20 protein-coding genes are annotated in these 23,295 nt (G+C 46.2%); 6 read left to right on the top strand and 14 right to left on the bottom strand.

The genetic code is table 11. The features are described from left to right. Positions 1 to 18: 18 nt before the first annotated feature. Positions 19 to 216, bottom strand: coding sequence for a helix-turn-helix domain-containing protein (locus OCV54_RS11390; protein ID WP_055224076.1), 198 nt, complete (start codon positions 214 to 216; stop codon positions 19 to 21). Between the two features lie 468 nt (positions 217 to 684). Between OCV54_RS11390 and OCV54_RS11385 the strand changes: the two genes are divergently transcribed. Further along, the gene (locus tag OCV54_RS11385; RefSeq protein WP_055224074.1) at positions 685 to 1,395 is read left to right on the top strand and encodes a hypothetical protein; all 711 of its coding nucleotides are present in this window, start codon (positions 685 to 687) and stop codon (positions 1,393 to 1,395) included. A gap of 232 nt (positions 1,396 to 1,627) precedes the next feature. Here the strand turns inward: OCV54_RS11385 and rlmD are convergent, their stop codons facing one another. From rlmD to OCV54_RS11370, 3 genes are all read right to left on the bottom strand, one after another. Next, on the bottom strand, positions 1,628 to 3,157 hold the full coding sequence (rlmD, locus tag OCV54_RS11380; RefSeq protein ID WP_082431325.1) for a 23S rRNA (uracil(1939)-C(5))-methyltransferase RlmD: 1,530 nt from the start codon (positions 3,155 to 3,157) through the stop codon (positions 1,628 to 1,630). A 27-nt stretch (positions 3,158 to 3,184) separates the two neighbouring features. Then, positions 3,185 to 4,129: a 3'-5' exoribonuclease YhaM family protein gene (locus tag OCV54_RS11375; RefSeq protein WP_022216953.1), complete on the bottom strand. Its 945-nt coding sequence runs from the start codon at positions 4,127 to 4,129 to the stop codon at positions 3,185 to 3,187. A gap of 139 nt (positions 4,130 to 4,268) precedes the next feature. Then, positions 4,269 to 4,706, bottom strand: coding sequence for a hypothetical protein (locus OCV54_RS11370; RefSeq protein WP_022216954.1), 438 nt, complete (start codon positions 4,704 to 4,706; stop codon positions 4,269 to 4,271). Between the two features lie 421 nt (positions 4,707 to 5,127). On the opposite strand from OCV54_RS11370, the gene OCV54_RS11365 reads away from it, so the two are divergent. From OCV54_RS11365 to OCV54_RS11355, 3 genes are all read left to right on the top strand, one after another. Then, a complete protein-coding gene (locus OCV54_RS11365; RefSeq protein ID WP_055224072.1) occupies positions 5,128 to 7,593 on the top strand; it encodes an endonuclease MutS2 in 2,466 nt (821 codons plus the stop codon). A gap of 86 nt (positions 7,594 to 7,679) precedes the next feature. Beyond that, a complete protein-coding gene (locus OCV54_RS11360; protein ID WP_015534659.1) occupies positions 7,680 to 8,414 on the top strand; it encodes a response regulator transcription factor in 735 nt (244 codons plus the stop codon). Then, positions 8,414 to 9,982, top strand: coding sequence for a HAMP domain-containing sensor histidine kinase (locus tag OCV54_RS11355; RefSeq protein WP_242859649.1), 1,569 nt, complete (start codon positions 8,414 to 8,416; stop codon positions 9,980 to 9,982). The genes OCV54_RS11360 and OCV54_RS11355 overlap by 1 nt, the downstream gene beginning before the upstream one ends. 69 nt (positions 9,983 to 10,051) lie before the next feature. Here the strand turns inward: OCV54_RS11355 and OCV54_RS11350 are convergent, their stop codons facing one another. The 8 genes from OCV54_RS11350 to OCV54_RS11315 form a co-directional block, all read right to left on the bottom strand. Next, positions 10,052 to 11,092, bottom strand: a complete 1,041-nt coding sequence (locus OCV54_RS11350; RefSeq protein ID WP_055224068.1) for a hypothetical protein — start codon at positions 11,090 to 11,092, stop codon at positions 10,052 to 10,054. A gap of 15 nt (positions 11,093 to 11,107) precedes the next feature. After that, positions 11,108 to 11,644 carry a sigma-70 family RNA polymerase sigma factor gene (locus OCV54_RS11345; RefSeq protein ID WP_055224066.1) on the bottom strand — a complete coding sequence of 179 codons (537 nt, stop codon included), beginning with the start codon at positions 11,642 to 11,644 and terminating at the stop codon, positions 11,108 to 11,110. Between the two features lie 115 nt (positions 11,645 to 11,759). After that, positions 11,760 to 12,827, bottom strand: coding sequence for a WYL domain-containing protein (locus OCV54_RS11340; RefSeq protein WP_055224063.1), 1,068 nt, complete (start codon positions 12,825 to 12,827; stop codon positions 11,760 to 11,762). Between the two features lie 19 nt (positions 12,828 to 12,846). Continuing rightward, on the bottom strand, positions 12,847 to 13,344 hold the full coding sequence (locus OCV54_RS11335) for a tRNA (cytidine(34)-2'-O)-methyltransferase (protein WP_055224060.1): 498 nt from the start codon (positions 13,342 to 13,344) through the stop codon (positions 12,847 to 12,849). A gap of 10 nt (positions 13,345 to 13,354) precedes the next feature. Next, entirely contained in the window at positions 13,355 to 14,359 is a 1,005-nt protein-coding gene (locus tag OCV54_RS11330; protein WP_055224058.1) for an AIR synthase family protein, read from the bottom strand. Positions 14,360 to 14,582: 223 nt separating this feature from the next. Further along, positions 14,583 to 15,887, bottom strand: coding sequence for an ATP-binding protein (locus OCV54_RS11325; RefSeq protein ID WP_015534651.1), 1,305 nt, complete (start codon positions 15,885 to 15,887; stop codon positions 14,583 to 14,585). 64 nt (positions 15,888 to 15,951) lie between these two features. Further along, positions 15,952 to 17,361, bottom strand: a complete 1,410-nt coding sequence (locus OCV54_RS11320) for an AI-2E family transporter (RefSeq protein WP_055224056.1) — start codon at positions 17,359 to 17,361, stop codon at positions 15,952 to 15,954. 53 nt (positions 17,362 to 17,414) lie between these two features. Then, complete coding sequence (locus tag OCV54_RS11315) at positions 17,415 to 18,065, bottom strand: 3'-5' exonuclease (protein ID WP_055224054.1); 651 nt, start codon at positions 18,063 to 18,065, stop codon at positions 17,415 to 17,417. Between the two features lie 195 nt (positions 18,066 to 18,260). Between OCV54_RS11315 and OCV54_RS11310 the strand changes: the two genes are divergently transcribed. Next, positions 18,261 to 18,863: an HAD family hydrolase gene (locus OCV54_RS11310; protein ID WP_055145127.1), complete on the top strand. Its 603-nt coding sequence runs from the start codon at positions 18,261 to 18,263 to the stop codon at positions 18,861 to 18,863. Between the two features lie 11 nt (positions 18,864 to 18,874). Beyond that, positions 18,875 to 20,980 carry an LTA synthase family protein gene (locus OCV54_RS11305; protein WP_055224052.1) on the top strand — a complete coding sequence of 702 codons (2,106 nt, stop codon included), beginning with the start codon at positions 18,875 to 18,877 and terminating at the stop codon, positions 20,978 to 20,980. Here the strand turns inward: OCV54_RS11305 and OCV54_RS11300 are convergent. Both OCV54_RS11300 and OCV54_RS11295 read right to left on the bottom strand, forming a co-directional pair. After that, positions 20,953 to 22,425, bottom strand: coding sequence for an MATE family efflux transporter (locus tag OCV54_RS11300; protein WP_262563397.1), 1,473 nt, complete (start codon positions 22,423 to 22,425; stop codon positions 20,953 to 20,955). The genes OCV54_RS11305 and OCV54_RS11300 overlap by 28 nt on opposite strands. After that, positions 22,346 to 23,272 carry a patatin-like phospholipase family protein gene (locus OCV54_RS11295; protein WP_055224048.1) on the bottom strand — a complete coding sequence of 309 codons (927 nt, stop codon included), beginning with the start codon at positions 23,270 to 23,272 and terminating at the stop codon, positions 22,346 to 22,348. The genes OCV54_RS11300 and OCV54_RS11295 overlap by 80 nt, the downstream gene beginning before the upstream one ends. Positions 23,273 to 23,295 lie beyond the last annotated feature (23 nt).

The raw sequence follows: 23,295 nt of genomic DNA, 5'->3' as shown, positions 1-23,295 counted from the left end.
GCTAAGTTGCGTGATTGTTTAATTATTTGCAGCTTTACCACTTCGAGCCCATTCCTCAAGTTCAGAATATTTGAACTTCCACGCCTTACCAATTTTTTTTCTTGGAATATTCTTACCTTTACGAATCCAATCCCGAATTGTTGCCGGCTTTACTCCTAGAAATTCTGCAGCTTCATTTGTTCCAATCCATTTTTCTTCATTATTGGTAGTAGTCATAGGTTCTCCTTTCCTAAATATACTAATCCAATTTTTTATTATATATTATTTTGTGTCAAATTTCAATCGTTTGTATAAGTTTGTATATGTTTGCGTGGTGCTATCAATTTAGAAAAATATTTTTGGTGAACTTTCTTCAACATTTACATCTTAATTTCATACAGAATTATGTCTTTTAGCTTCAGAAAAGCTCCATTCTTCGCCTCTTAGCCCGTTGAACTTTCTTCAACGGGCATTTTTAACGTTTGCTGTATCATGCAATCAAGGGTTAAGCCCCCATCATCAGACGATGCGTTCCCTGATCAAGAACGGTCCTATCTGACTCTGATGAACAACTAAATAACCAAACCAGCTGAATAGGACAAGCTGGCCAACCAATAGGAGGAAACTCGCTATGGCAATGGCCAACTATATTCAGGTATCGCACATGTGGAATTTCCTCCGTGTCAACCCAAGGAGGAAAGCCACATGGCAGAGAAAAATTACGATTACAGTAACAAACGCAGCTACGACGGTGTAGCAACAAAAGAGAATGAGGCATTGGTTCCATTCTTAGCACATGAAGTTTTAAAGAATTACCATCAGGATATTAGAGACGGTATTCGCAAGCGTAATGAAGGAATTATCGAAGATAACTTCGAAACCTGGAATATTCGCGGTAGAAAGATTCTTGTAGGTTTCACAGCTATCCCTAAGAACCAGGTCGAATCCTACATGGAAAGATTCTGGAAAGAAAAAGATGCGTATCTTGAATCGACTCGCAAAAAAAGATGCTTAATTCTTAATTCCAAAGGCGAATACATCCGCTGCCCTAAGTGCAATAAATGTGAAGGGTGCGAACGTCCTGAAAAGGACCAGTACCTCTCTCGCTATATTTCATTAGACAAGTTTATGGATGATAACAGCGACGACAATACTAATCGCAGCGGCTGGGAGGCAACAGATAACACTTCAACTGAAAGTTCAGTTCTCAGTCTTATGATGATCGACGATCTCATCAATGAGGTGTCTCTTAAGTATCCAGAAGCTAAAGCAATCTTCTCTCTTCTGATGGACGATCCACAGATCAGTAATGCTCTGAAGCAGGTCGACTTGAAAAAGGGAAAGAGCCAGGCATATGATTATGTGAAAAAGATGCAGTCATACGCAAAAGAGCTCTACAATAAGAATTATCGTTAATGACGTGCAGCGGCCGGAAACTTCTCCAGCCGCTGTTTTTTCACTTTTCTTATCGTTATAAGATGAACCCCAGGGTTCATTTTTCCTTGTTATCTATCCCCTAGTGTCAACCCTACATTATGGACCAGTTTCCACAAAGTCATTACTTCACATAAAAATAAAGGCTTTCCAGAAGCTAATTGTACTCATTAACGATAGCTCTCTGAAAAGCCTTTAATTTACCACATTATTCTTACTTGCCTGGGTTCACCTTTGACATCAATACCACCGTCTCCACATGCCCGCTATGGCAAAACTGATCCACGACCGCCACCTTCTTCGCCACATACCCCTTCTCCTGAAGTATTTTCACATCCCTAGCCAGGGTTGCCGGGTCGCAGCTCACGTAGACGATACGTTCCGGCGCCATATGGACCAGAGTATCCAGAAGAACCTGATCACAGCCCTTTCGTGGTGGGTCTACGACCACGACGTCCGCGTGGGAGCCGTCGCCACCTTTCTTATATATATCTGTAACGACTTCCTCTGCCTTGCCGACAAAGAACTCGGCATTTGTGATCCCGTTGATCTCGGCGTTGTGTCTTGCATCATCTATAGCCTGTGGAACGATCTCCACTCCGTATACCTTCTTTGCCTTCTGTGCGAGGAACAAGGATATGGTTCCTATTCCGCAGTACATATCCCACACAGTCTCGTCGCCTGACAGATCCGCATACTCCAAAGCCTTGTTGTACAGGACATTTGTCTGGACAGGATTTACCTGATAGAAGGACAATGGGGATATCTGATATTTGATGTCACCGATATAGTCCGTGATGTATGACTGTCCCCAGAGGGTTATGCACTTATCACCGAGTATACGGTTCGTATTCTCCATGTTGACATTCAGGCAAATGGATGTCATGCCGTCTATCTTAACCAGTTCATCTATCAAAATCTCACTGTGCGGAAGCTTATTGCCATTTGTCACCAGACACACCATGATCTCCTTGGTGGTAAATCCAACTCTGATAAGGATATGTCTGACCAGACCTCTTCCAGTCTCCTCGTCGTAGGTCGATATGTGATTGTCCTCAATGAAGCTTCTGACGATAGCAACTATTTGGTCATTCACAGGTGCACCGATGGCACAGCTCTCTGTGTCTATGATGTCGTGGCTTCTTCCTGCGTAGAATCCGATGACAACATTGCCGTTCTTGTCTCTGCCGACAGGGAATTGGGCCTTATTCCTGTAGTGGAATGGATTGTTCATGCCGTAGGCTGGCTTTTCCATGATGGCTTCCACGTTCTCCATCTTGCCGATCCTCTGCAGACAGTTCTTCACCTTGTTCCACTTGTATTCGAGCTGCTGCTCATAGGAAACCTGCTGCATGGTGCATCCGCCGCATCGTTTCGCCTTGTCGCACACCGGCTCCACGCGGTATGGCGATGGTGTGATGAGCTTCATCAATCTTCCGTAGGCTATGTTCTTCTTCACCTTGACGATCTTCACCTCCGCCAGATCGCCCACCACGGCATCCTTGACAAATACAGTCATGCCCTGAACGTGTCCAATGCCCTCTCCTTCATTGCCCATGTCCTCGATGAGCACCTGATAATCCTCATTTTTGACAAGTGTGACTTCACCAGTATTTGCCGCATCCGTTCCGGATGTTCTAACAACTGAACTTGCACTATTCACTGCCTCCATGGTATTTTTTCTCTGCACACCATTTACTCGTCTATTGTTCTTAGGTCTCCTATTGTTCCTAATATCTGACATATACTATCTCTCTTCCTATTGCCGTTATTAATTATCCGACGTCTTTCGGATGTTGGACTGGAGAGCTCTGTTGAAGCCCAGCCAGCCATTGTTGTCCTTTGCCGCATCCAGCTCCTGGATAAATGTCTGAATCTTGGCGTCTGTGTTGTCCGCCATGGACAGTGCCAGAGCCTCGATGAGTGCCGGCTTCTTTGGTGAGCCGTACTCAAGCTCCCCGTGGTGAGCCAGTATGCAGTGCTCCAGCTCATTTGCCGCCTTGGCAGGGAAATTGTCTATGGTATTGATCTTATCGCGGATCATCATCGTTCCCATGACTATGTGTCCCAGAAGCTGACCTGCGTCTGTGTAGTCGTTCTCAGGGAACTTGGAGATCTCGTAGACCTTGCCAATGTCGTGGAGAAGTGCCGCTGTAATCAGCAGATCCCTGTTGAGCACCGGATAATATGTGGTGTAGTAGTCACACATCTTTGCAACTGCCAGTGAGTGCTCAAGTAAGCCTCCTATGTATCCATGGTGTATAGATTTTGCCGCTGAATGATTCTTGAATTCCTTGACAAATGCAGGATCCTCGGCGAAGAATTTCTTCAGAAGCACCTTGTAATAATCCTTGTCGAGTGATTCCACGAGAGCCATAAGATCCTTGTACATCTGCTCTATATCTTTCTTGGTACACGGCATATAATCAGCCTCTGAGTATTCTCCCTCATCTGCAATACGAATCTTCTTGATATTGAGCTGAAGCTCATTGTTAAATGATGTGACCTGACCATCCACCTTGATAAAGTTCTTTGACTCAAAGTGTCCTATCGCATTGCTCAGCTCCCAGACCTTTCCGGCTATACTTCCTGTCTTATCCACAAGCTCCAGGTTGTAATATGTCTTTCCTGATTTTGTAGTTCCTGTCTGCTTGTTCTTGCAGAGATAGACATTTGATATCATGTCGCCTTCATTGAAATCTGTTATAAATACCATTTCTCTTTTCCTCTTTCTATGTTTAATTATTATTGTATGCTTTAATTTTAATCATATATAAGAATACAATAGGCGGTTGTGAAAATCCAGTATTTACTGAACATTTCCACAACCGCCTATATTACTATATTCCCCCACATCACATCTTATCATACTCATGAAGCTTATCTGAAGCAGCCTTCCCATTCTTCCGTGATTCTTCCCTGTCAAGCTTTCTCACTCCAAACAGCCCCTTGATGACAAATGCTATTCCCACGCAAAGTGTTCCAAGGATCAGTGTGAGCTCAAGTCCTGACATATATCTCAGTGAAACATTCAGTGAGATTATGATGCATACAAAGAATGCTATACAAAGTCCTGTGAACACAAGTCCTGTTCCCATGTTCGGCTTAACCAGAAGTGCGATAAATGCGATGACCAGCAGGACAATAAAGATTCCTCCAATATTCACACCACCACCTATACGAAACAGTGAACTTAAAAGTCCCCAGTCGGACACGACGACATTCTTAAGAAACATCACACCGCCTGCTATCATCAATACTATCCCCAACAAAAACTGCAATAACTCTTTCATAACCTGTCTTCTCCTCTTCTTTTTGTAATACGTAACTCTCTTTGTCTTAAGTCATATATCGCTTTATTTTTCCCAGATCAAACTGTATTTTATAATATCAGCTTTGTGTTTCTCCCGCAACCACAGCCGCTGAATTAATCAGGGAAAATGTGCCTATTTCTACACCTGCAATATGTTGACGCTCTATAATTATAAGGGGTATAATCAATTATGTATGTGTAGAATTAGAGACTTTATGTATATTTAATTATGCTTTTCATGCACTTATCGAGTTAAACACTGATCCTATTCATCATATGATCACAAGATTCATGCCCGTGCATATGAATTTTACAAATCTGCATTTGTATGAACATATTTATATAAACGAATTTACATAAGCACTATAAAATAAAAAGTTAAATAATAAGGAACACAGAAAATGAATCTAAGAACATTAAGAGTTATAGAATACAACAAAATAGTTGAGATGCTGACAACATTTGCCTCATCACCCATGGCGAAGAGGAAGTGTCAGCGCATAAAGCCCCGCAAGGATCTCGCCATGATCGAGGCTCTTCAGCAGGAGACAAGGGATGCCTTAAGGCGTCTGAACACCCAGGGCAATCTGTCATTTGCAGGGCTCAAGGATATCGGCGCTTCACTCAAGAGACTTGAGGTCGAGGGTATCCTCACCACCGCTGAGCTGCTTGATGTGGCCAGCATGCTTGACCTGGCAGCCACCGCCAAGAGATACGGCGAGAACGAGGGCACCAGCATGACCGATACGAGAAGGCGCAGTCAAGAGCAGATCGAGGAAGAGAAAGCTTCCAACAAGATGCTCGGGCTCAGCATGAACCCGGATGGCACCACGTGCCCGGACAGCCTGCGTACGAGATTTCTGGAGCTCATGCCACTGGAGCATCTCTCCAGGGAGATTCACAGATGCATAATTTCTGAAAACGAATTCGCCGATGACGCTTCATCAGGTCTCAAGGCAGTGAGAAGGAACAAGCGCCTGACAAATGAAAAGCTGCACAACCAGCTTGCAAAGCTTGTCAGCGATACCAGCAAGCAGACCATGTTCCAGGATAACCTGGTAACCATGAGAAATGGCAGATACTGTATACCGGTCAAAGCCGAGTACAAGAACCATTTTCCCGGTATGATACACGACCAGTCGTCAACCGGTGCCACAGTGTTCATCGAACCTATGGCCATCGTGAACCTGAACAACGAGCTGAAGGAGCTGGACAATCAGGAGCTTGCCGAGATCGAGAAGATACTTGAATCACTCTCCGCCCAGACAGCGGCTGAGATAGAATATATCAAATACGACTTCGACACTCTGGCAGAACTGGACTTTATATTCGCAAGGGCATCATTTGCAAGAAGCTACAAGGGAACCGAACCGATATTCAACACCGATGGGATTGTCGATATAAAGCAGGGAAGACATCCGCTGCTGGAGAAGCACACCGTCGTACCTGTGGACATCAAACTGGGTGAGGACTACAACCTCCTCATCGTGACCGGTCCTAACACCGGTGGTAAGACGGTATCACTTAAGACTCTGGGACTCTTCTCACTCATGGGACAGTCCGGACTTCATATTCCGGCACTTGACGGTTCAAGACTGAATGTATTTGACGACGTATTTGCCGATATCGGAGATGAGCAGAGTATAGAACAGAATCTGTCCACCTTCTCATCCCACATGAGCAACATCGTGTACATACTGGATCACGTAACTCCAGGCAGTCTGGTCCTCTTCGACGAGCTGGGCGGCGGTACGGACCCTATAGAGGGTGCAGCACTTGCCATCGCCATCCTGTCACATCTGAACAACATGGGTGTCAGATGTATGGCGACCACACACTACAGTGAGCTCAAGACATTTGCCATGAGCACACCGGGTGTCGAGAATGCAAGCTGCGAATTTGACGTGGCAACACTCCAGCCGACATATAAACTGATGATCGGTATTCCTGGAAAGTCAAATGCTTTCGCCATAGCGAAGAAGCTTGGAATCGACGATAGCATCATCGAGAGCGCCAAGGCCAATATCGACAGCGATACAGTTGACTTTGAGACCCTGATTGCGGATCTTGAGAGAAGCAAGAGGGAGATTGAACAGGACAAAGCCGACATTGCAAGACTCAAGGAGGATGCAAAGCAACTTCAGGAGCGTGCACAGATGAAAGACTCTGAGCTCTCAGACAAAAAATCCGAGATTCTGGCAAAGGCGCGCCAGGAGGCATCCGAGATCATAGAGGAGGCGAAGGCTGAGGCCGATGCCGCTATAAGAAAATACAACAAATGGACCACTAACCCGTCAAAGGCCGATGCCAAGGCGATGGAGGCCGAGAGACAGAAACTCCGCGCGAAGATCAACGACCTCGGCAGGATGAACGAGGAGAAGCGCAAGACTGTAAAGTCAGACCACAAGGCATCCGACTTCAAGGTTGGCGATACCGTACATGTTATCAGCATGGATTCCGAGGGAACCATCATGGCACTGGCTGACTCCAAGGGTAAGCTGAAGGTCCAGATGGGTATAATCAGCGCGGCTCTTCCACCTACTGATCTTCTGCTGGTTGAGCATGAGAAGAAGAAACCGCAGAAGGCCACAGTCACAGGTGGCAAGAGCATGAACAGGATGATGAATATCAAGCCTGAGATAAATGTACTCGGTATGACGGTCGATGAGGCCACATCACTTGTGGATAGATTCCTTGATGATGCCCTTATGGCGCATCTGCACAGAGTCACCATCATCCACGGAAAGGGCACCGGTGCTCTTCGAAAGGGAATACATCAGTTCCTGAAATCACAGCCACATGTCAAATCCTTCAGACTTGGCGAATTCGGAGAGGGCGATGCAGGAGTTACCATAGTGGAACTCTAAAATAATGCTTCAGCAATGAAGTCTGTGTACGCCTTCGGATTTATTACAAACTATATTATTATAAATTTACTGGGAGGGTTATATATATGAGCAAAAATAATATTCTCATCGTTGACGACGACGAGAACATCGCAGAGCTTATATCACTCTACCTCAACAAAGAGTGTTATGAGACCGAGATAGCCGCAAGCGGAACGGAAGCTCTACAGTTATTTGAAGAATATTCGCCTGATCTGGTTCTCCTGGATGTCATGCTTCCGGGAATGGACGGCTACCAGGTGTGTACAGAGATAAGAAAGACATCGAACACGCCTATCATCATGCTCTCTGCCAAGGGTGAGGTATTTGACAAGGTGCTGGGGCTTAAGATCGGTGCAGATGATTATATCGTCAAGCCATTTGACTCAAATGAGCTTGTGGCAAGGGTCGGCGCCCTTCTCAGAAGGTCAGCCATGACTGAGAGTGCACAGAAGCAGCCACAGAGCGCAGCTTACGATGTCACAAGTGCGGACCATGTAGGTACATTTGTGGAGTATGACGGGCTGGTCGTAAATATCTCCAACTACACTGTAACCTTTGAGGGACACAATCTCGAGATGCCGCCAAAGGAGCTGGAGATCCTCTACTTCCTCGCCAGCAGGCCTAATCAGGTATTCACCAGGGAGCAGCTTCTGGACAAGCTGTGGGGATACGAGTATGTGGGCGACACGAGGACCGTGGATGTACATATCAAGAGACTTCGTGAGAAGCTGAACAACAATCATAACTGGAGCATTGCCACTGTATGGGGCATAGGCTACAAGTTTGAATGGAGATCATAATGAAGAAAACAGCATTTGACAAGATCGTGGTCGGATTCGTAGTGCTGGTTGTGATCATATTTGCACTGCTCATGGTGTACAGTATATCAACAGCACAGAATTCTGTTCTCTCAGAGCGCAAATCCACCATGAAAAACGAGATCACAATGCTTGCCGACGGCGCCATGACTGATTACAGCAACGGAACCATTGACAGCAAGGAATTATACAAGGAGCTTCAACATGCGGCGGATACCCTGGACATGGGAATCTGGCTCACCGATGAACGCAGCAACATTATTTTCAGGTCGGGAAGCTCTTCAGGAAGCAGTGAATCCGGTGGATCTTCCAAGGATTCAGATTCACACAGCAGCACAAATGACAATCTCAAGAATTATGTGGAACCGGATGAATTGTTTGCATCATTCTGCTTCGAGAATACATTTGGCGGCTATTTCTCGGAGGACACTCTGGTGATTGGCCAGCCTCTCTACTCGTGGAACAATTACATGGGAACTATCATCCTGACATCACCTATGACATTCAAGCAGGATATAAAGAGCAGGATGCTTTCAACGACATTTGTGCCATTCCTGATCCTCATGCTGATCGCCATGATCGCGCTTATGCTCATGTCAAACAGCCTGCTCAAGCCTATACGTGAGATCATCAAGACGTCCAAGTCATACGCCCAGGGTAACTTCAATGCCAGGGTAAATGTGACCGCGAAGAACGAATTCGGCGAACTTGCGAGATACATGGAGGAGATGGCAGATGAGCTGAGCCGTTCAAATGAGTACAGGAAGTCATTTATATCAAATATATCCCATGACTTCAGATCGCCACTCACATCCATCAAGGGTTACATAGAGGCCATGCTGGACGGCACTATTCCACTGGAAAAGCATGAGAAGTACCTCGGCATAGTGTTAAATGAGGCACAGAGACTGACCAAGCTGACACAGGGACTTCTGGAGCTGAACAACTTTGACTCATTTGACCTGCAGCTTGACAAGTCCAACTTCGATATCAGGGATATCATCACACCGACCATCAACACATTTGAAAAAAGGTGCAAGGACAGGGGAATTTTCCTGGACAGCGTATTCCTCACCGACAACACAGTGGTATACGCCGACAGAACCAAGATACAGCAGGTTATATACAATCTGGTTGACAACGCCATAAAGTTCACACCTGAGGGACGCCAGATCAGGGTTCAGGTGACTGAGAAGGACAACAAGATATATACAAGCGTCAAGGATGAAGGCGTGGGAATTCCAAAGGATGCCCAGAAGAAGGTATTTGAGAGATTCTACAAGACGGATCCGAGCCGTGGCAAGGACAAGACCGGAACCGGACTGGGACTGGCCATAACCAAGGAGATCATCAAGGCTCACGGCGAGCAGATCACCCTCACATCCGAGGAGGGCGAGGGAAGCGAATTTATCTTCTCTCTTCCTAAGGAGAAGGATATGCAGATTCCTATCAAGCCTGTGCATGTCGAGCACACTGAACACCACTCCGATACAGACATATCATCGTCTGGCGTGAAGAGCAATGGCAAATTCAGGATCAAGGACTCATAACATATCGCAGAATATTAAAGCCGGGGTATTACCCCAGAGAATGTCTCTGTTGTAATACCCCGGCTCTATTTATTTCACTTTACATTTCCTACCATCTATCCACACATTTTTCACCTGTGAAACATCTATCGGCTTAGTGAAGTTCAACTCCATTCTCTGTATGCTGTCGCCATCACCGGTCTTGCCGATTCCATATACTACATCTTTCAATTCTTTATTGTCTGTCATCTCAAGTATTATATTCTCCAGCGAGTCATCATCGACCGCCGCATTTTCAGCAATGTCAATGGTTATGCCCTTTGTATTTATTGTACATTTTTCAATGCCATCTATGCCGGATACATCCACACTATGTCCCTGCATATCATCCTGAACCTTAAACTGTAAGGTCCAAGGGCCATCCACCTCGTCTGCTACATAGGTGACCGCGCCATCACTTGATTTATTTTTGTTGAACAGGGTAATGCTGTTACATCTCATGGTGATGACATCCCCCACCTTGTATGCATTTTTCTTTTTTAACTTGTATACAATATCAGACATTGTCTGCTTGTTCGTGAGCGAGATTCCATCGCCAGGAGCCGTGCTGCCCGCATATTCACTGACGATGTTCGCACCGCCTTCTATTATCTGCATCTGAGCATCAAAGCTCTCATATTTTTCTGTGTCAAAGTCATCGTATGTGATCACCATCGCAATGTTGACCTGATCGCCATCCACTGCTACCTTCTTCAGATCAAAGCTTACTTTTGCATCGGACTCGGTTATCACCTTTACACTGCCCTTATACTCGTTATTTATGTAGCTCTCGTCCACATATTTTGATGGAATAACACTTCCTGTCTCCCTGCTCAGACTGTCAAAAAACCATGCCAGCGAGCCGTTCTCTGCTGCATATGTCAGTCCGCCTCCCGACAGGATCAGAACAGCCGCCACTGCCGCTGCCGCCGTCTTCCATCCATGATTTCTTCCGGTTTCCCTCGCCTTCACCTTGTGCCTGAGCCTCTTCACACAGGCATCCTTCTCTTCATCCGACATATCCATGGTCTCAATGTCCACATTTACATCGTTCATAACATCATATACATTTCTGTCTTTTCCGTTTTTCATGATCATTCACCGCCTTTATACTTGTTTCAATCGACTTCTTGCTCTGGACATTCTGCTGTAGATAGATGATGAAGATACCCCATAATCTTCCGCTATCTCATCTACACACTGGTCATCCCAGTAGTACCTCAGAATGATGTCCCTGTCTTCATCCGACAGACCACTCAGCAGCTTTTCCATGCTGTCCGATATCTCCTCATTGAGTATCTCCAGCAGGTTGTCATTTGCAAGCTTGTTCTCATAGTCTGCTATGTCTTCCTCCGAACATCTTCTGCTGTATCTTCTCAGATAATCTATGGATCTGAATCTTGCAATTGCCGTTATCCAGCTTCTGAACGAGCCTTTGCTCTCGTCAAATCTGTCTATATTGTTCCATACATCCAGAAACACATCGTCCATGCACTCTTCAATTTCCTCCGGCATGCCCGAAAGATTCTTGTACACAGCGGCTTTCACCTGCCCGCCATATTCCTGAACCACAAACTCCAGAGCTTTCTCATTATGCCGTTTCAGCTTCGATATATAATTGTTCCTAGTTACTATATCATTCACCTCCCCGTGTGTTTCTAATATATATTCCGATCAAAATCTGTGTTTTCTTGCAGTAAAAGCGATTTTTTTTATAAAAAAGCTGCCAGTTTTTTGAAATATACTGACAGCCATCTCTTTAATTATTATATTTGTTATTCATTTCCTTTACAGCCTCACCGATCTGGGCTCTGAGCTCTGTGGGATAAATGACCTCCACCGAGGTTCCATACTGCATCGCCCAGTGCGCCATCGCCTGACGGCTGCACACAAGCCGCACGTAAGTTACATCATCCTCAGTCTCCCTGAAGCCTTCGTACTGTCTGGCTATATTTTCATCGACCACATCAAAGTTTCTTCCAAACCAATCCACCACATCCGATATGGCAGCCTTTCTGACACGCATCACTATGGTCACCGGCTCATCGGCAAACATATAGATATGCTCAGCCATATGCTTTGGAAGGTTGAGTCCATGCTCCATTCCCTTTACCTCTGTGCGGTTCTTCACAGGCCTGTCAACTATCTGGACCTGTGTCATCTTATCCACTCTGTAATTCGACAGATTGTCATACTTGTCGTAATTGCAGATGAGGTAATACTTTCCGTCATTCGCCACCATCTGATATGGATTGACCACATAAGGCTCCTCCCGCCTCGGATGAAGCTTCTTGTCCTCACCATAATTATTGTACACAAATGATATCTGCTTCTTCTCAGATATGGCATCGTCTATCATGCCAACATTGAACAGTGTCTGCTTGTTGCTGGTGTGCTCAAGTCCCGGAAGACTGCTCACATGCGTCATCTTGTTTGTAAAATATATATTTGACAGACCTGCTATCTTGTCTATGAGCTGGCTTGCCTGACCAGCCGGTATGGTCTTGGAGAACAGGATACTGTCTATCATCATTCGAAGCTCTGCATCGTCAAACTCGTGGTTGTAATACCAGTTCGACGTGAGTATCTCCTTTGTGCCATCCTTCTTTTCTCGCTCAGTCTCGGTGTACTCAATGTCATAGCCATAATCCACCAGACAGTTGAGATTTGCCTTTACGGATTTTCTGTCCACAGTTATATCATAATCCTCTTTGAGCTTCGCAATGATATCCTTCTGATCCATGGTGTGGTCACAGTCCGTATATTTCTTCAGTATGTCCAGAATGCATATGTTCAGCATCTTTTTTCCACTTGTAGGATACGCCATTTATATTCCCCCTCTATCACTACATGTCCCAACTAAGGCGATGTAGATTCCCTGCTTCCTCTAGACCTGGGAAATCATTCTGTCTGAGTGCTTCATACAGCACTATTGCCACAGAGTTGCCCAGATTCAGTGAACGAATGTCTGGGAACATCGGAATCCTGATAGATGTATCCTTATAATCAACCAGGATCTCCTCAGGTATACCCGCGCTCTCCTTGCCGAACATGATGTATGCGTCATCCTCAAACTTCACATCTGTATATTTCTTCCTGGCTTTGGTTGTCGCCATGTATATCTTTGCTCCGGGATTCTTTGCAAGGAAATCCTCGAAATTCACATACGTTGTCACATCCAGCTTGTCCCAGTAATCAAGCCCGGCACGCTTCAGCTGTTTCTCATTTATCTGGAAGCCCAGCGGCTCTATGAGATGCAGTATTGCGCCTGCTGCCACACATGTTCTTCCTATGTTGCCTGTATTGGCCGGGATCTCCGGCTCATGTAATACTATATTTAGCATACTACTCCTCCTATAAAAACCTTGGCGGTGTAAGAAATCTCCTCTCGTCGTCGTGCACCACAACCCTATCGCTTTTTTCCGTAAGATGGCCTATGACTGAAGCCTCATATCCTGCCTCGTATAACTTATCAGTCAGATGGTCTCCGTCTGGAACCACAAAAAGTGCTGCGCCACAACCATCTATCATATACGGATTATCCCCGGTGTGCTCACATATCTCTATTGTCTCCTGAAGTATCGGTATATTGTCATGACATACCTCAAGCCCGCACTTCAGCGCATCTCCCATCTCCCAGAGAGCTGCAAATACGCCACCCCTCGATATGTCGTGTGAATATATACAGCCATGATCTAATGCTATGTCAACCTGGCCGCCAAGCAGTATAAGCTGCTCGAGCTGCTCCACAGGTCTCAGATAACTCTCCGAATATCTCTCAAAAAGTTCCTTCTGATTGTCATAGTAGAGCTGCAAAGTTCCCCCAACGCCAGTCTGTCCACACATAACAATGTCCATACCGGCCAGTCGTTTTGATCCACACAGGTCTAAATCATCATATCCTGCATGTTCCTGACCTACAGATATTCCCATCATTGTCAAACTTATAATTGGCTCGGCAACAGCACTGTTCACCTCAGTATGTCCCGTCACTATGTCAACGCCGTACTCCGCACATATGCCCGCAAGCTTTCTGAGCAGTTTCTTCATGCGTCGTTCATCGTCATCAGGCATAACTATGGTATCTACTGCCGCCCATGGCATATATCCGCCAATCCTTATACTGTTGTAAAGTCTCGCTATATCAAGTCTGAGTCCCATATACCCGCTGTCACAGCACACACCAGCCGCAACATTCACGCTTTTAGCTGCGCCGGTGTCTCCGCTACCCCCATCACGCAACAAGAGCCGGGCATAGTCATCTCCTATTCCGGCTCTCGTCACATCGTCGTGGACAGTACGTGGCAGACTCTTAAGTATCGATCGCACCGTCTGGTGCTCTCCAAACTTTCCTCTCATATCTACTCTCCAATTCGACCTGTTTTCCTATTAGAATGCTGAAACTAAAAGTGTAACAACCATAGCGATACACAGAACCACAACAATTATTCTGGATACCAGTGTCTTACCTTTCTTGCTGCTGAGATCTATCATCTTTCCACACTCCTTATCAAAGTATCTTGCTCTACAAAATTAACTTAATAATAACAAAATATAAACCGTAGTTCAACAGCAATTATTTTTACAATCCCTGCCCCTTAAGGTAGTTGATAAACTGCTGTGCAGTACGTCCGCTTATGCCGCCATGTGCAAGCTCCCACTTGTTTGCCTCTGCGCAGAGCTCCTTCTCGTCCATGGTGATGTGCTCCTTCTCAGCAAGTCCCTTGACGATCTCAAAGTATTCCTTCTGTGAAGGTGCGCTATAGCTGATCGTGACTCCGAATCTGTTGACCAGTGACAGCTTCTCCTGAATGGTATCACTTCTGTGAATACCATTGTTATTCTCCATATCATTCCTGTCGTTCCATGTCTCCTTGATGAGATGACGGCGGTTGGATGTGGCATATATGAGCACATTGTCAGGTCTGATCTCAAGTCCACCCTCGATGACAGCCTTGAGGTACTTGTACTCTATCTCAAATTCCTCAAATGAAAGATCATCCATGTATATGATAAATCTGTAATTTCTGTTCTTGATAAGCGATATGACCTGCGACAGATCCTGGAACTGATGCTTGTATATCTCTATCATACGAAGTCCTCTGTCATAGTACTCGTTGATGATCGCCTTGATCGTGGTTGACTTTCCTGTTCCACTGTCACCAAAGAGAAGTGCATTGTTCGCCTTGCGGCCCTCCACAAATGCCTCAGTGTTGTCCACGATCTTCTTCTTCTGGATCTCATATCCGATGAGATCATCCAGCATGACATCCTCTGTGTTATTTATAGGTACAAACTCCAGATCTCCATGCTCACGGGTGATCCTGAACGCTTTGTTGAGACCGAACATACCAACACCATATGCCTTGTAGAATGATGTCACTATGTCAAATATCTGGTCCTCGTTCTCAGCCTCCTCTATCGCATTGCTGACAGCCTGAACCTTCTCGCTGACATTCTTATTGTACATTCTCTCCTTCTTGCCAATAGACTTGTAATTGTTGATAGTTGAGAAACAATCTATTCCAAGTGCGCTCTCTATCTCTGAGAAATCAAAGTCGAACAGCTTCTTGAATATCCTGAAATCATTCTTTGCAAAATAATTAACTGTTCCGTCATTTGCTCCCACCTTCTCACTGGTTATACTGAATGAGTTCTCATTGGTGATGAGTATAAATGCCAGATAGTTGTGCCACAGATTCTTATCGAATCCATAACTGGTAGCAAGATCCAGAAGTCTCTTGATCTGATCGTATATGCGGGCACACAGCTCCGCATTCTCACACCTCTTGAGATCAAAATCCTCAAATATTCCAGACAGCTTCATAAGTATGCTGTCCTCTCCAAGATCTCTGTATAAAACCAATTTCGCTATGTCTCTGTACATGTGTATATCCTTCTTTCTGAACGGCTATATGTATCACCACACAGATGATGCCATATATGAGCCGTTATTTCTTTCTCTTCTTGTAGTTTTTATTTCTGTTACTGTTTCTGTCTGTATTGTTTCTTTCTATGTTATTTCTTTCTGAGCTATTTCTTCCCGTATTGTTTCTGCTTGTGTTGTTTTTCCCAGAATTGCCGCTTCCGGCTGTACTGCCCGGTGCATTTGACTCATTCGTCCCGGTCTGCCCGGCGTCCACCTTGCTGACATCAGACGCACATTCCTCATCCAGCCTTCCATTCCATCGCCCCTCGGGGATGTTGCATGCCAGATTATATTTCCTCCACGATATGCCCTTGTCTCTGAGTCTCTTAACCACATATTCTTCAGACATCGCATACAGGACGGAGAAAAGCGGTACAAATATGAGCATACCCAGAATGCCCAACATATCACCTCCAAGCATGACCGCCACAAGTACCCATATAGATGGAAGTCCCACCGAACCACCAACAACATGAGGATATATGAAGTTACCCTCTATCTGCTGCAGCACGACAAATATGATCAGAAACACTATGGCACGCTTCGGATCCTCTACCAGGATCATAATCGTTCCGGCAAAACATCCGACAAATGCTCCAACAACCGGGATCAGTGCAAATACTGCTATGATGATGCTGACCGTAAGCGCATACGGAATACGGAATATGGTCATCGTAATGAAAAACATAAGTCCAAGTATGCACGCCTCAAGGCACTGACCTGAGATGAACTTGGAGAAGGTCTTATCCGCAAGAACACAAGTCTGAATGAATCGGTCCGCCTTTTCTTCCCTGAACACCGCATACAATACACCCTTTACCTGCTTCTCCAGAGTCTCCTTCTGAGCCAGTATGTAGCACGCAAAGAACAGTCCCACCAGAACATCGACCACGGCGCCTACCACACTGCTGGCAATGGAGAACGTGGAAGACAATACACTGCTGCCGCCGTTCTTCACAATACCAACCACATTTGATATAAGTGCATCCCAATTAATATTGATACTCTTTATCTTATCCACTATCTCCGGCTGGTCCTTCATCAGCTTGATCGCCTTCCTCTGTATATCATCCATGGCCGATGGCAGCTTCTCTGCAAACATAGTTATAGTCTTGGACATCTCAGGTATGATCATAGTTATTGCAAACGTGAGAACAGCTATTATGCACAGGAACGACAGTATGAGGCACACTGGTCTCCTGAACCTGTACAGTCTGCTGTCTTTATTCTTAAACAATACCTTTTCAAGTCCCTTCATAGGTACATTCACCACAAATGCTATGGCAAATCCTATGACAAATGGCATGAGTATATTGATGAGCCAGCTGAACATACTGGACACCTTATCAAAATTAAACAGTACATATGCAAACAGCACCACACCGCACAATATAATCACGGTCCTCACTGTATCCCTCTTATTCCAGTTCATGAAGTCCTCCTAATAATCCACATTATTATTCTATGTAGTCATCAATTACATATCTATTCACCCAGATGTATATCTCCAAATGCCTCGGACAGGGAATATGTCAGATTCTTCTTGGGCTTGTACACATCGATGACCGGGGCCATGATCCTGAAAAAATTCTCCTCATCCTTTGAGAGCTTGAACACCTCAGCGGTATTCCTGGCATCCCACAGGGCATCATGCTCTGCCCCCTGAAAGTTTTCTCCCAGATAAAACACAGCGTCCGACAGTGATATCCTTCTTGACGTTCCTATGAGCTTGGCATATTCCTTCTGGAAATCCTTCCACCTTGATATGATACTTTCCAGCCCGGGGTGCGTGTATTCCTTCAGCCTGGCCTCCTTGCGGAGCTGTCTCAGGTCATTCTCACTCCATGCGTATATCACATCGGCATCAGCACACCACTCTATAAAGCTCCCCATGGCAAAAGCATATGAAGGAGCATTCTCCACCATATCATCTGTTATTCCTGTGAGCTTTATTATACGCGAAGCCATGGTTCCATATGCCGGCTTCACATAACTCTTAAACGAATCTATCTCATTATAATCTTCATCCAGTTTAACTGCACCGATCTCTATGATCTCGCTCTTACATATTTTCTTTTCCTTCTTATACTCTGAATCTATCATATTCATTTCAAAGTCCACAAATACGTATATCATACACTGTATTTCCCCTTACATTGCCGATTTAATCATTGTAACACTGTGACCGGAAAACTGTAAACAAGCATATTAGGTATTTGTCAGCATTTCCGCAAATATTTGAGTATATTTTTGTCCTTTTATGAGTTAAAATTTCTGTGACGACATAATCTGCACTTATACGGCAGCATACGACACGAAAGGAATATACATATGAAAAATATAATCTTTGATATTGGCATGGTCCTCGTAGACTTCCACTGGAAAAGCACCATGGAGAAGCTTGGCATACCAGCGGACGTGATAGATACTCTTGATCACAACATGATAAACCACCCTATGTGGAATCATTTTGACCTGGACGATATGCCTGAGCCAGAGCTCATCAAACGTTTCAAGGAACTCAGCCCGGAATGCAGCAGCTACATAGACCTGTTCATGAACAATCTCGATGAAGTGGTGGACATGTTCCCGGGAGCCGACATGTGGCTCAAGGATCTCAAGTCCAGAGGTTACAACATCTACCTCCTGTCCAACTACCCAAGAAGACTGTTTGCACTCCACACGCCTAGATTCCACTTCCTGCCTTACACGGACGGAAGAGTGGTCTCCTATGAATACCACGTGACCAAGCCAGACGCCGCCATCTATGAGCATCTCTGCAACAAATATAACCTTGTCCCTGAGGAATCCATTTTTCTTGATGACAGGCAGGCGAATCTCGATGCCGCCGCAAAGCTTGGTTTCCACACTCTTCTGGTCACAGATCCTATAGGAGTGAGGGGCGCACTTGACGACATACTCGCACGCGAATAAGGAGATGCCAGATGAAAACAGATACAACTCAAAGCAGACACAGTGGTCTGCTGTGGCGTTCCATATTCTTTCCGCTGGCCTTTATTTATATGGAGCTCCTGTTTCACATTGCAATTTATGGATCTGCAGGCAGCAACATACTACATCCCCTGACATTTGCGCTGGCATGCGGACTTACCCTGTCAGCACTGACCTCCTTCTGGCACAGATATGCAAATGCAGCCATAGCCTACCTGCTGTGGAGTATATTTACGATCTACTATATTGCACAATTTGTATACTATAAGATATTCAGAACATTTTTGAGTCTGGTGTCCATCGGCGGTGCCCAGGATGCTATGAACTTCAGGACTGTGCTTTTTTCAGCATTGCGATCCAACTGGTATATCATAGTGCTGTTCCTGCTGCCACTTATATGTCTTATCATCATGAACAGGTTCTGGTTTTCATTTGGCAGATGCCGCATCGGGCAGAAGCCTAGTGTGCTCAGGGCAGTGCTGGTGCAGCTGGGTATCTCCGCAGCTGCATGGGTACTTGCCATCTGTATTCTGGCAGTGCACGGGACTGCGGCCTACACTCCATATGCGCTGTTCCACGGACGCTATGTACTTGAACTGTCCATGAACAAGCTTGGAGTCATGGTCACCACGGGAAGAGACTGTGTGACCATGGTGACTCAGAGCAGCCAGAGCAAGACATTTGAGCTTGCAGATATTGGAGATAATCAATCAGATGCACAGACTGCCGCATCAGATATCAATGCCGCATCTGCGGACGAGACAGATTTTTCATCAGCTTCTCAGACCGGCGGCTCAGATCAGGCGGCAGGATCAACCCAGGCCGACGAGCCTGTATATGTTCCGCAGGTCGATGAAAGCATAGATTTCCAAAGTCTGTACAATCAGACAGATGACGAGGAGCTTAAAAGCCTGACGGCATATTTCTCGGGGGTACAGCCAACTTACACGGACGAATACACCGGCATGTTCGAGGGGTACAATGTGGTATTTGTCACCGCTGAAAGTCTCAGTACATATGGAATATCCAGGGAGGCCACACCGACACTGTACAAGATTTATCACGAAGGCTTTGAATTTACTAACTTCTACAACCCACTGTGGTATCACAGCACCATAGACGGCGAATATACCAACTGCCTCAGCCAGTATCCGGCATCCTCCAAATGGAGCTTTGAGGCATCCGCGGACACCTACCAGCCATACGCCCTCGGCAATATGCTGAACGCACAGGGCTACAAGAGCTACGGCTACCACGACTTTGATGCCACATACTACGACAGAACAAGAACCCATCCGAATATGGGCTACACCACCTTCAAGGCCATCGGCGCAGGATTGGATATTCCTGACCACGTTATGTATTCCGATCTCGAATGTATGGAGGCTGTGTATGGGGATTTCATTCAGGATGACAAATTTAACATGTATTTTATGAGTTTCTCCGGCCATCTGCCTTACAATTACGACAATCAGTATATATGCATGATTAACAGGGAGGGAGCCGAGAATGTTCTCTTCGGAAAAGGGTACTCAGATGAGGCCATAGCCTATGTTGCAGCCCAGATGGAGCTTGACAAGGCTCTGGAATTTCTGATGGATAAGCTGGAAGAGACTGGCAAGCTGGACAACACTCTGTTCATCGTGGCACCTGACCACTATCCTTACGGACTCAGCGACGGCACCTACAACGAGCTTGCGGGCAAGGACATAGAGAATGATGACTTTGAGCTTCACCACAACCAGTTTGGTATATGGAGCTCATCCATGGAGAAGCCAGTAGTTGTCGACAAGCTCTGCTCCAGTGTGGACATACTTCCAACTGTGTTAAACCTTCTCGGAGCCGACTTTGACTCAAGACTTCTAGCTGGCCGCAACATTTTGTCTGACTCCGATGAGCTTGTGATCTTCGCGGATCAAAGCTTTATGACCGACAAGGTCAGGTACGATGCCCGCACGGGGGAGACCTCTTACTTCGTCCCTGAGTCACAGATCCCTGATGGATACGTGGATCAGATGATCGAGGAGGTTGAAAACCGGCTGTATATATCGGACGAGATGATAAACACGGACTATTTTTCATTTGTATATAGCAGATAAAAGGCCGAGACAATCCCCGCCAGCACATCGGCGGCGGCCTGGACAAAAGCCACTCCATCTACGCCATACATGCGCGGCAGTATGAATACCAATGGTATAAAACATACTCCCTGCCGCAGGGCGGATATGAGGGTGGCTTTTCCATATGCTCCAAGAGCCTGATAGTACATTCCGGTCACCAGACACACAGCTGCAAACGGCATGGATATGGCATGCGCCCGGAGCGACAGCGCCGCAAGCTGTAGAGACTGCTTGCCACCGTCCCTCAGGAATACTCCGGCCAGCCCGGATGCCCACACCCAGGTCGCAGCACCCATAGCGCACATGAATATCACCGCAGTTATCATGGTAAATCTCAGCGACCTTTTCACTCTGGATTCAAGTCCTGCACCATAGGCAAACCCGCACACTGGGGCAAATCCCTGCCCATAGCCCACCAGCACGGCAAATGTGACCGCAAATATCTTATTTGCAACCGTGATTCCCGCCATGGCTCCATCACCGTACTGTCTGCAGCTTCTGCTGATCATGACCGCCGCAAAGCACATGAGCCCCTGCCTCAGGAAGGATGGCAGCCCTGTTCTCACTATACGCACCCCATATCTGAAGCTACACAAGTCTGATATATGCAGCCTTACCACGCTGCACCTTGACCTGACACATATATACATTATGGCAAGGCTTATCCCCTGTCCGGCAAGGGTCGCTATGCCTGCACCGGCTATTCCAAGCCCAAGCACTCTCACCAATATATAGTCAAATAACGCATTTGACAGTCCGCCTGCCAGAATACCCAACAGGGCTAGATACGGCTGCCCCTCAGCCCGCAGGGCATTGTTCAGAACATAGGCACCGCACATGACCGGAGCCGCGAGCATGATATATATTCCATACTGCCCAGCAGGAGCAAGACTTGTGTCCGTGGCCCCCAGAAGTCTTACCACATCCTCCCTGAACACGGCAAATATAACCGCCATGACCGCGCCCGACAGTATTCCTCCCGCCAGTGCCGTGGCAAGCGTCTGCTCCGCCTCACGCTTCTTCTGCTTACCGAGGAGTCTCGCTATCTCACTTCCAGCTCCCATGCCCCAGGTGTAACCCACAGCCTGTATCAATGCCATAACAGAGAACATGATCCCAACTGCGGCCACACTGCTTTCTCCAAGATCTGAGACAAAATAAGTGTCCACAATATTGTAGGAGGTTGCAATCAGCATGGTGAATATTGTAGATACCGAAAGTGACAGTATGAGAGAAGGCACAGGAGTCCCAGCCATTTTGCTGTGATTCTCCTGTGCCTTCTTCTGTGTATCCACACTCTCAGGAATGTCCATTCCCGAAAGTATCAATCTGTCATATATTCCATTATCGGGTCTGCTGTGTAACCGCCGTCTGTTGCTGCGCCTGTCCATGTGTGTAGTCCCTGCTTTCTTCCTTACTCTCACGCAGGAATTTCTTAACCTGCTGCAATTTCTCCTTTGCATCGTACACACCCAGCTCATACATGGCCTCGATCATCTCCGGCTTCTTCTCAAGCCTTGATATCTCTATAGTCTCACTCGGTCTGATTATCAACGTATCACCCTCCTTTTCAAGCTCCTCCAGCTTGTCCAGGGTCTTGTTGTAATACATGTGTCTCATGTGACATCTTTTAACGAACTCAGGGTACTCCCTGTACCTTCCGGCCTCCAGCCTGAGCATCTTGTCCGGGCCCTTGCGGTATCCCTCCGGTCTTGTCAGAACTACTATATTTCTCCTGTAGCCCATCCTTCTGAATGCAAATATCGGTATGCTGTCGGATACACCTCCATCCAGCAGCTTCATTCCATCAACCTCTACAATATTGGACACCAGTGGGAGGGATGCCGAAGCCCTCACCTTATTCACATCCTCAGGCTTTCTCATGTCCGTACACTCCAGATACTCCGCCTCTCCTGTATCCAGATTAGAACATCCCACATAGAGCTTCGTAGGATTTGCAAGGAATGCATCGTAGTCAAGTGGATCCAGTTTCTCCGGGATATCGTGGTAGCAGAACTGCTCACCGCAGATATCTCCTGTAGTTATGAGGGAGTACAGGCTCATGTAGTGCTTGTTGTTCCTGTACTTCATATTGTAACGCATGTTGCGCCCTCTCTGTCTCGCCACATAGGAGAGTCCATGTATGGCTCCCGCCGACACCCCTATGACACCGTCGACCTCTATATCATTGTCCATGAACACATCCAGGACTCCGGCGGTATATATGCCTCTCTGGCCGCCGCCCTCAAGTACCAAACCTGTCTTTGCCATATCGATCACCTTTCATCCAAATA

The sequence above is a fragment of the Coprococcus aceti genome (assembly GCF_025567285.1).
Classification (GTDB): Bacteria; Bacillota; Clostridia; order Lachnospirales; family Lachnospiraceae; genus Coprococcus; species Coprococcus aceti.
Note: the sequence above shows the minus strand (reverse complement) of the source record. Positions and strands in the feature narration are given on the sequence as shown.

Coding starts and splice junctions, on each gene's coding strand:
- OCV54_RS11390 (WP_055224076.1), bottom strand. CDS start 216: ATGACTACTACCAATAATGAAGAAAAATGGATTGGAACAAATGAAGCT.
- OCV54_RS11385 (WP_055224074.1), top strand. CDS start 685: ATGGCAGAGAAAAATTACGATTACAGTAACAAACGCAGCTACGACGGT.
- rlmD (WP_082431325.1), bottom strand. CDS start 3,157: ATGTCAGATATTAGGAACAATAGGAGACCTAAGAACAATAGACGAGTA.
- OCV54_RS11375 (WP_022216953.1), bottom strand. CDS start 4,129: ATGGTATTTATAACAGATTTCAATGAAGGCGACATGATATCAAATGTC.
- OCV54_RS11370 (WP_022216954.1), bottom strand. CDS start 4,706: ATGAAAGAGTTATTGCAGTTTTTGTTGGGGATAGTATTGATGATAGCA.
- OCV54_RS11365 (WP_055224072.1), top strand. CDS start 5,128: ATGAATCTAAGAACATTAAGAGTTATAGAATACAACAAAATAGTTGAG.
- OCV54_RS11360 (WP_015534659.1), top strand. CDS start 7,680: ATGAGCAAAAATAATATTCTCATCGTTGACGACGACGAGAACATCGCA.
- OCV54_RS11355 (WP_242859649.1), top strand. CDS start 8,414: ATGAAGAAAACAGCATTTGACAAGATCGTGGTCGGATTCGTAGTGCTG.
- OCV54_RS11350 (WP_055224068.1), bottom strand. CDS start 11,092: ATGAAAAACGGAAAAGACAGAAATGTATATGATGTTATGAACGATGTA.
- OCV54_RS11340 (WP_055224063.1), bottom strand. CDS start 12,827: ATGGCGTATCCTACAAGTGGAAAAAAGATGCTGAACATATGCATTCTG.
- OCV54_RS11335 (WP_055224060.1), bottom strand. CDS start 13,344: ATGCTAAATATAGTATTACATGAGCCGGAGATCCCGGCCAATACAGGC.
- OCV54_RS11330 (WP_055224058.1), bottom strand. CDS start 14,359: ATGAGAGGAAAGTTTGGAGAGCACCAGACGGTGCGATCGATACTTAAG.
- OCV54_RS11325 (WP_015534651.1), bottom strand. CDS start 15,887: ATGTACAGAGACATAGCGAAATTGGTTTTATACAGAGATCTTGGAGAG.
- OCV54_RS11320 (WP_055224056.1), bottom strand. CDS start 17,361: ATGAACTGGAATAAGAGGGATACAGTGAGGACCGTGATTATATTGTGC.
- OCV54_RS11315 (WP_055224054.1), bottom strand. CDS start 18,065: ATGATATACGTATTTGTGGACTTTGAAATGAATATGATAGATTCAGAG.
- OCV54_RS11310 (WP_055145127.1), top strand. CDS start 18,261: ATGAAAAATATAATCTTTGATATTGGCATGGTCCTCGTAGACTTCCAC.
- OCV54_RS11305 (WP_055224052.1), top strand. CDS start 18,875: ATGAAAACAGATACAACTCAAAGCAGACACAGTGGTCTGCTGTGGCGT.
- OCV54_RS11295 (WP_055224048.1), bottom strand. CDS start 23,272: ATGGCAAAGACAGGTTTGGTACTTGAGGGCGGCGGCCAGAGAGGCATA.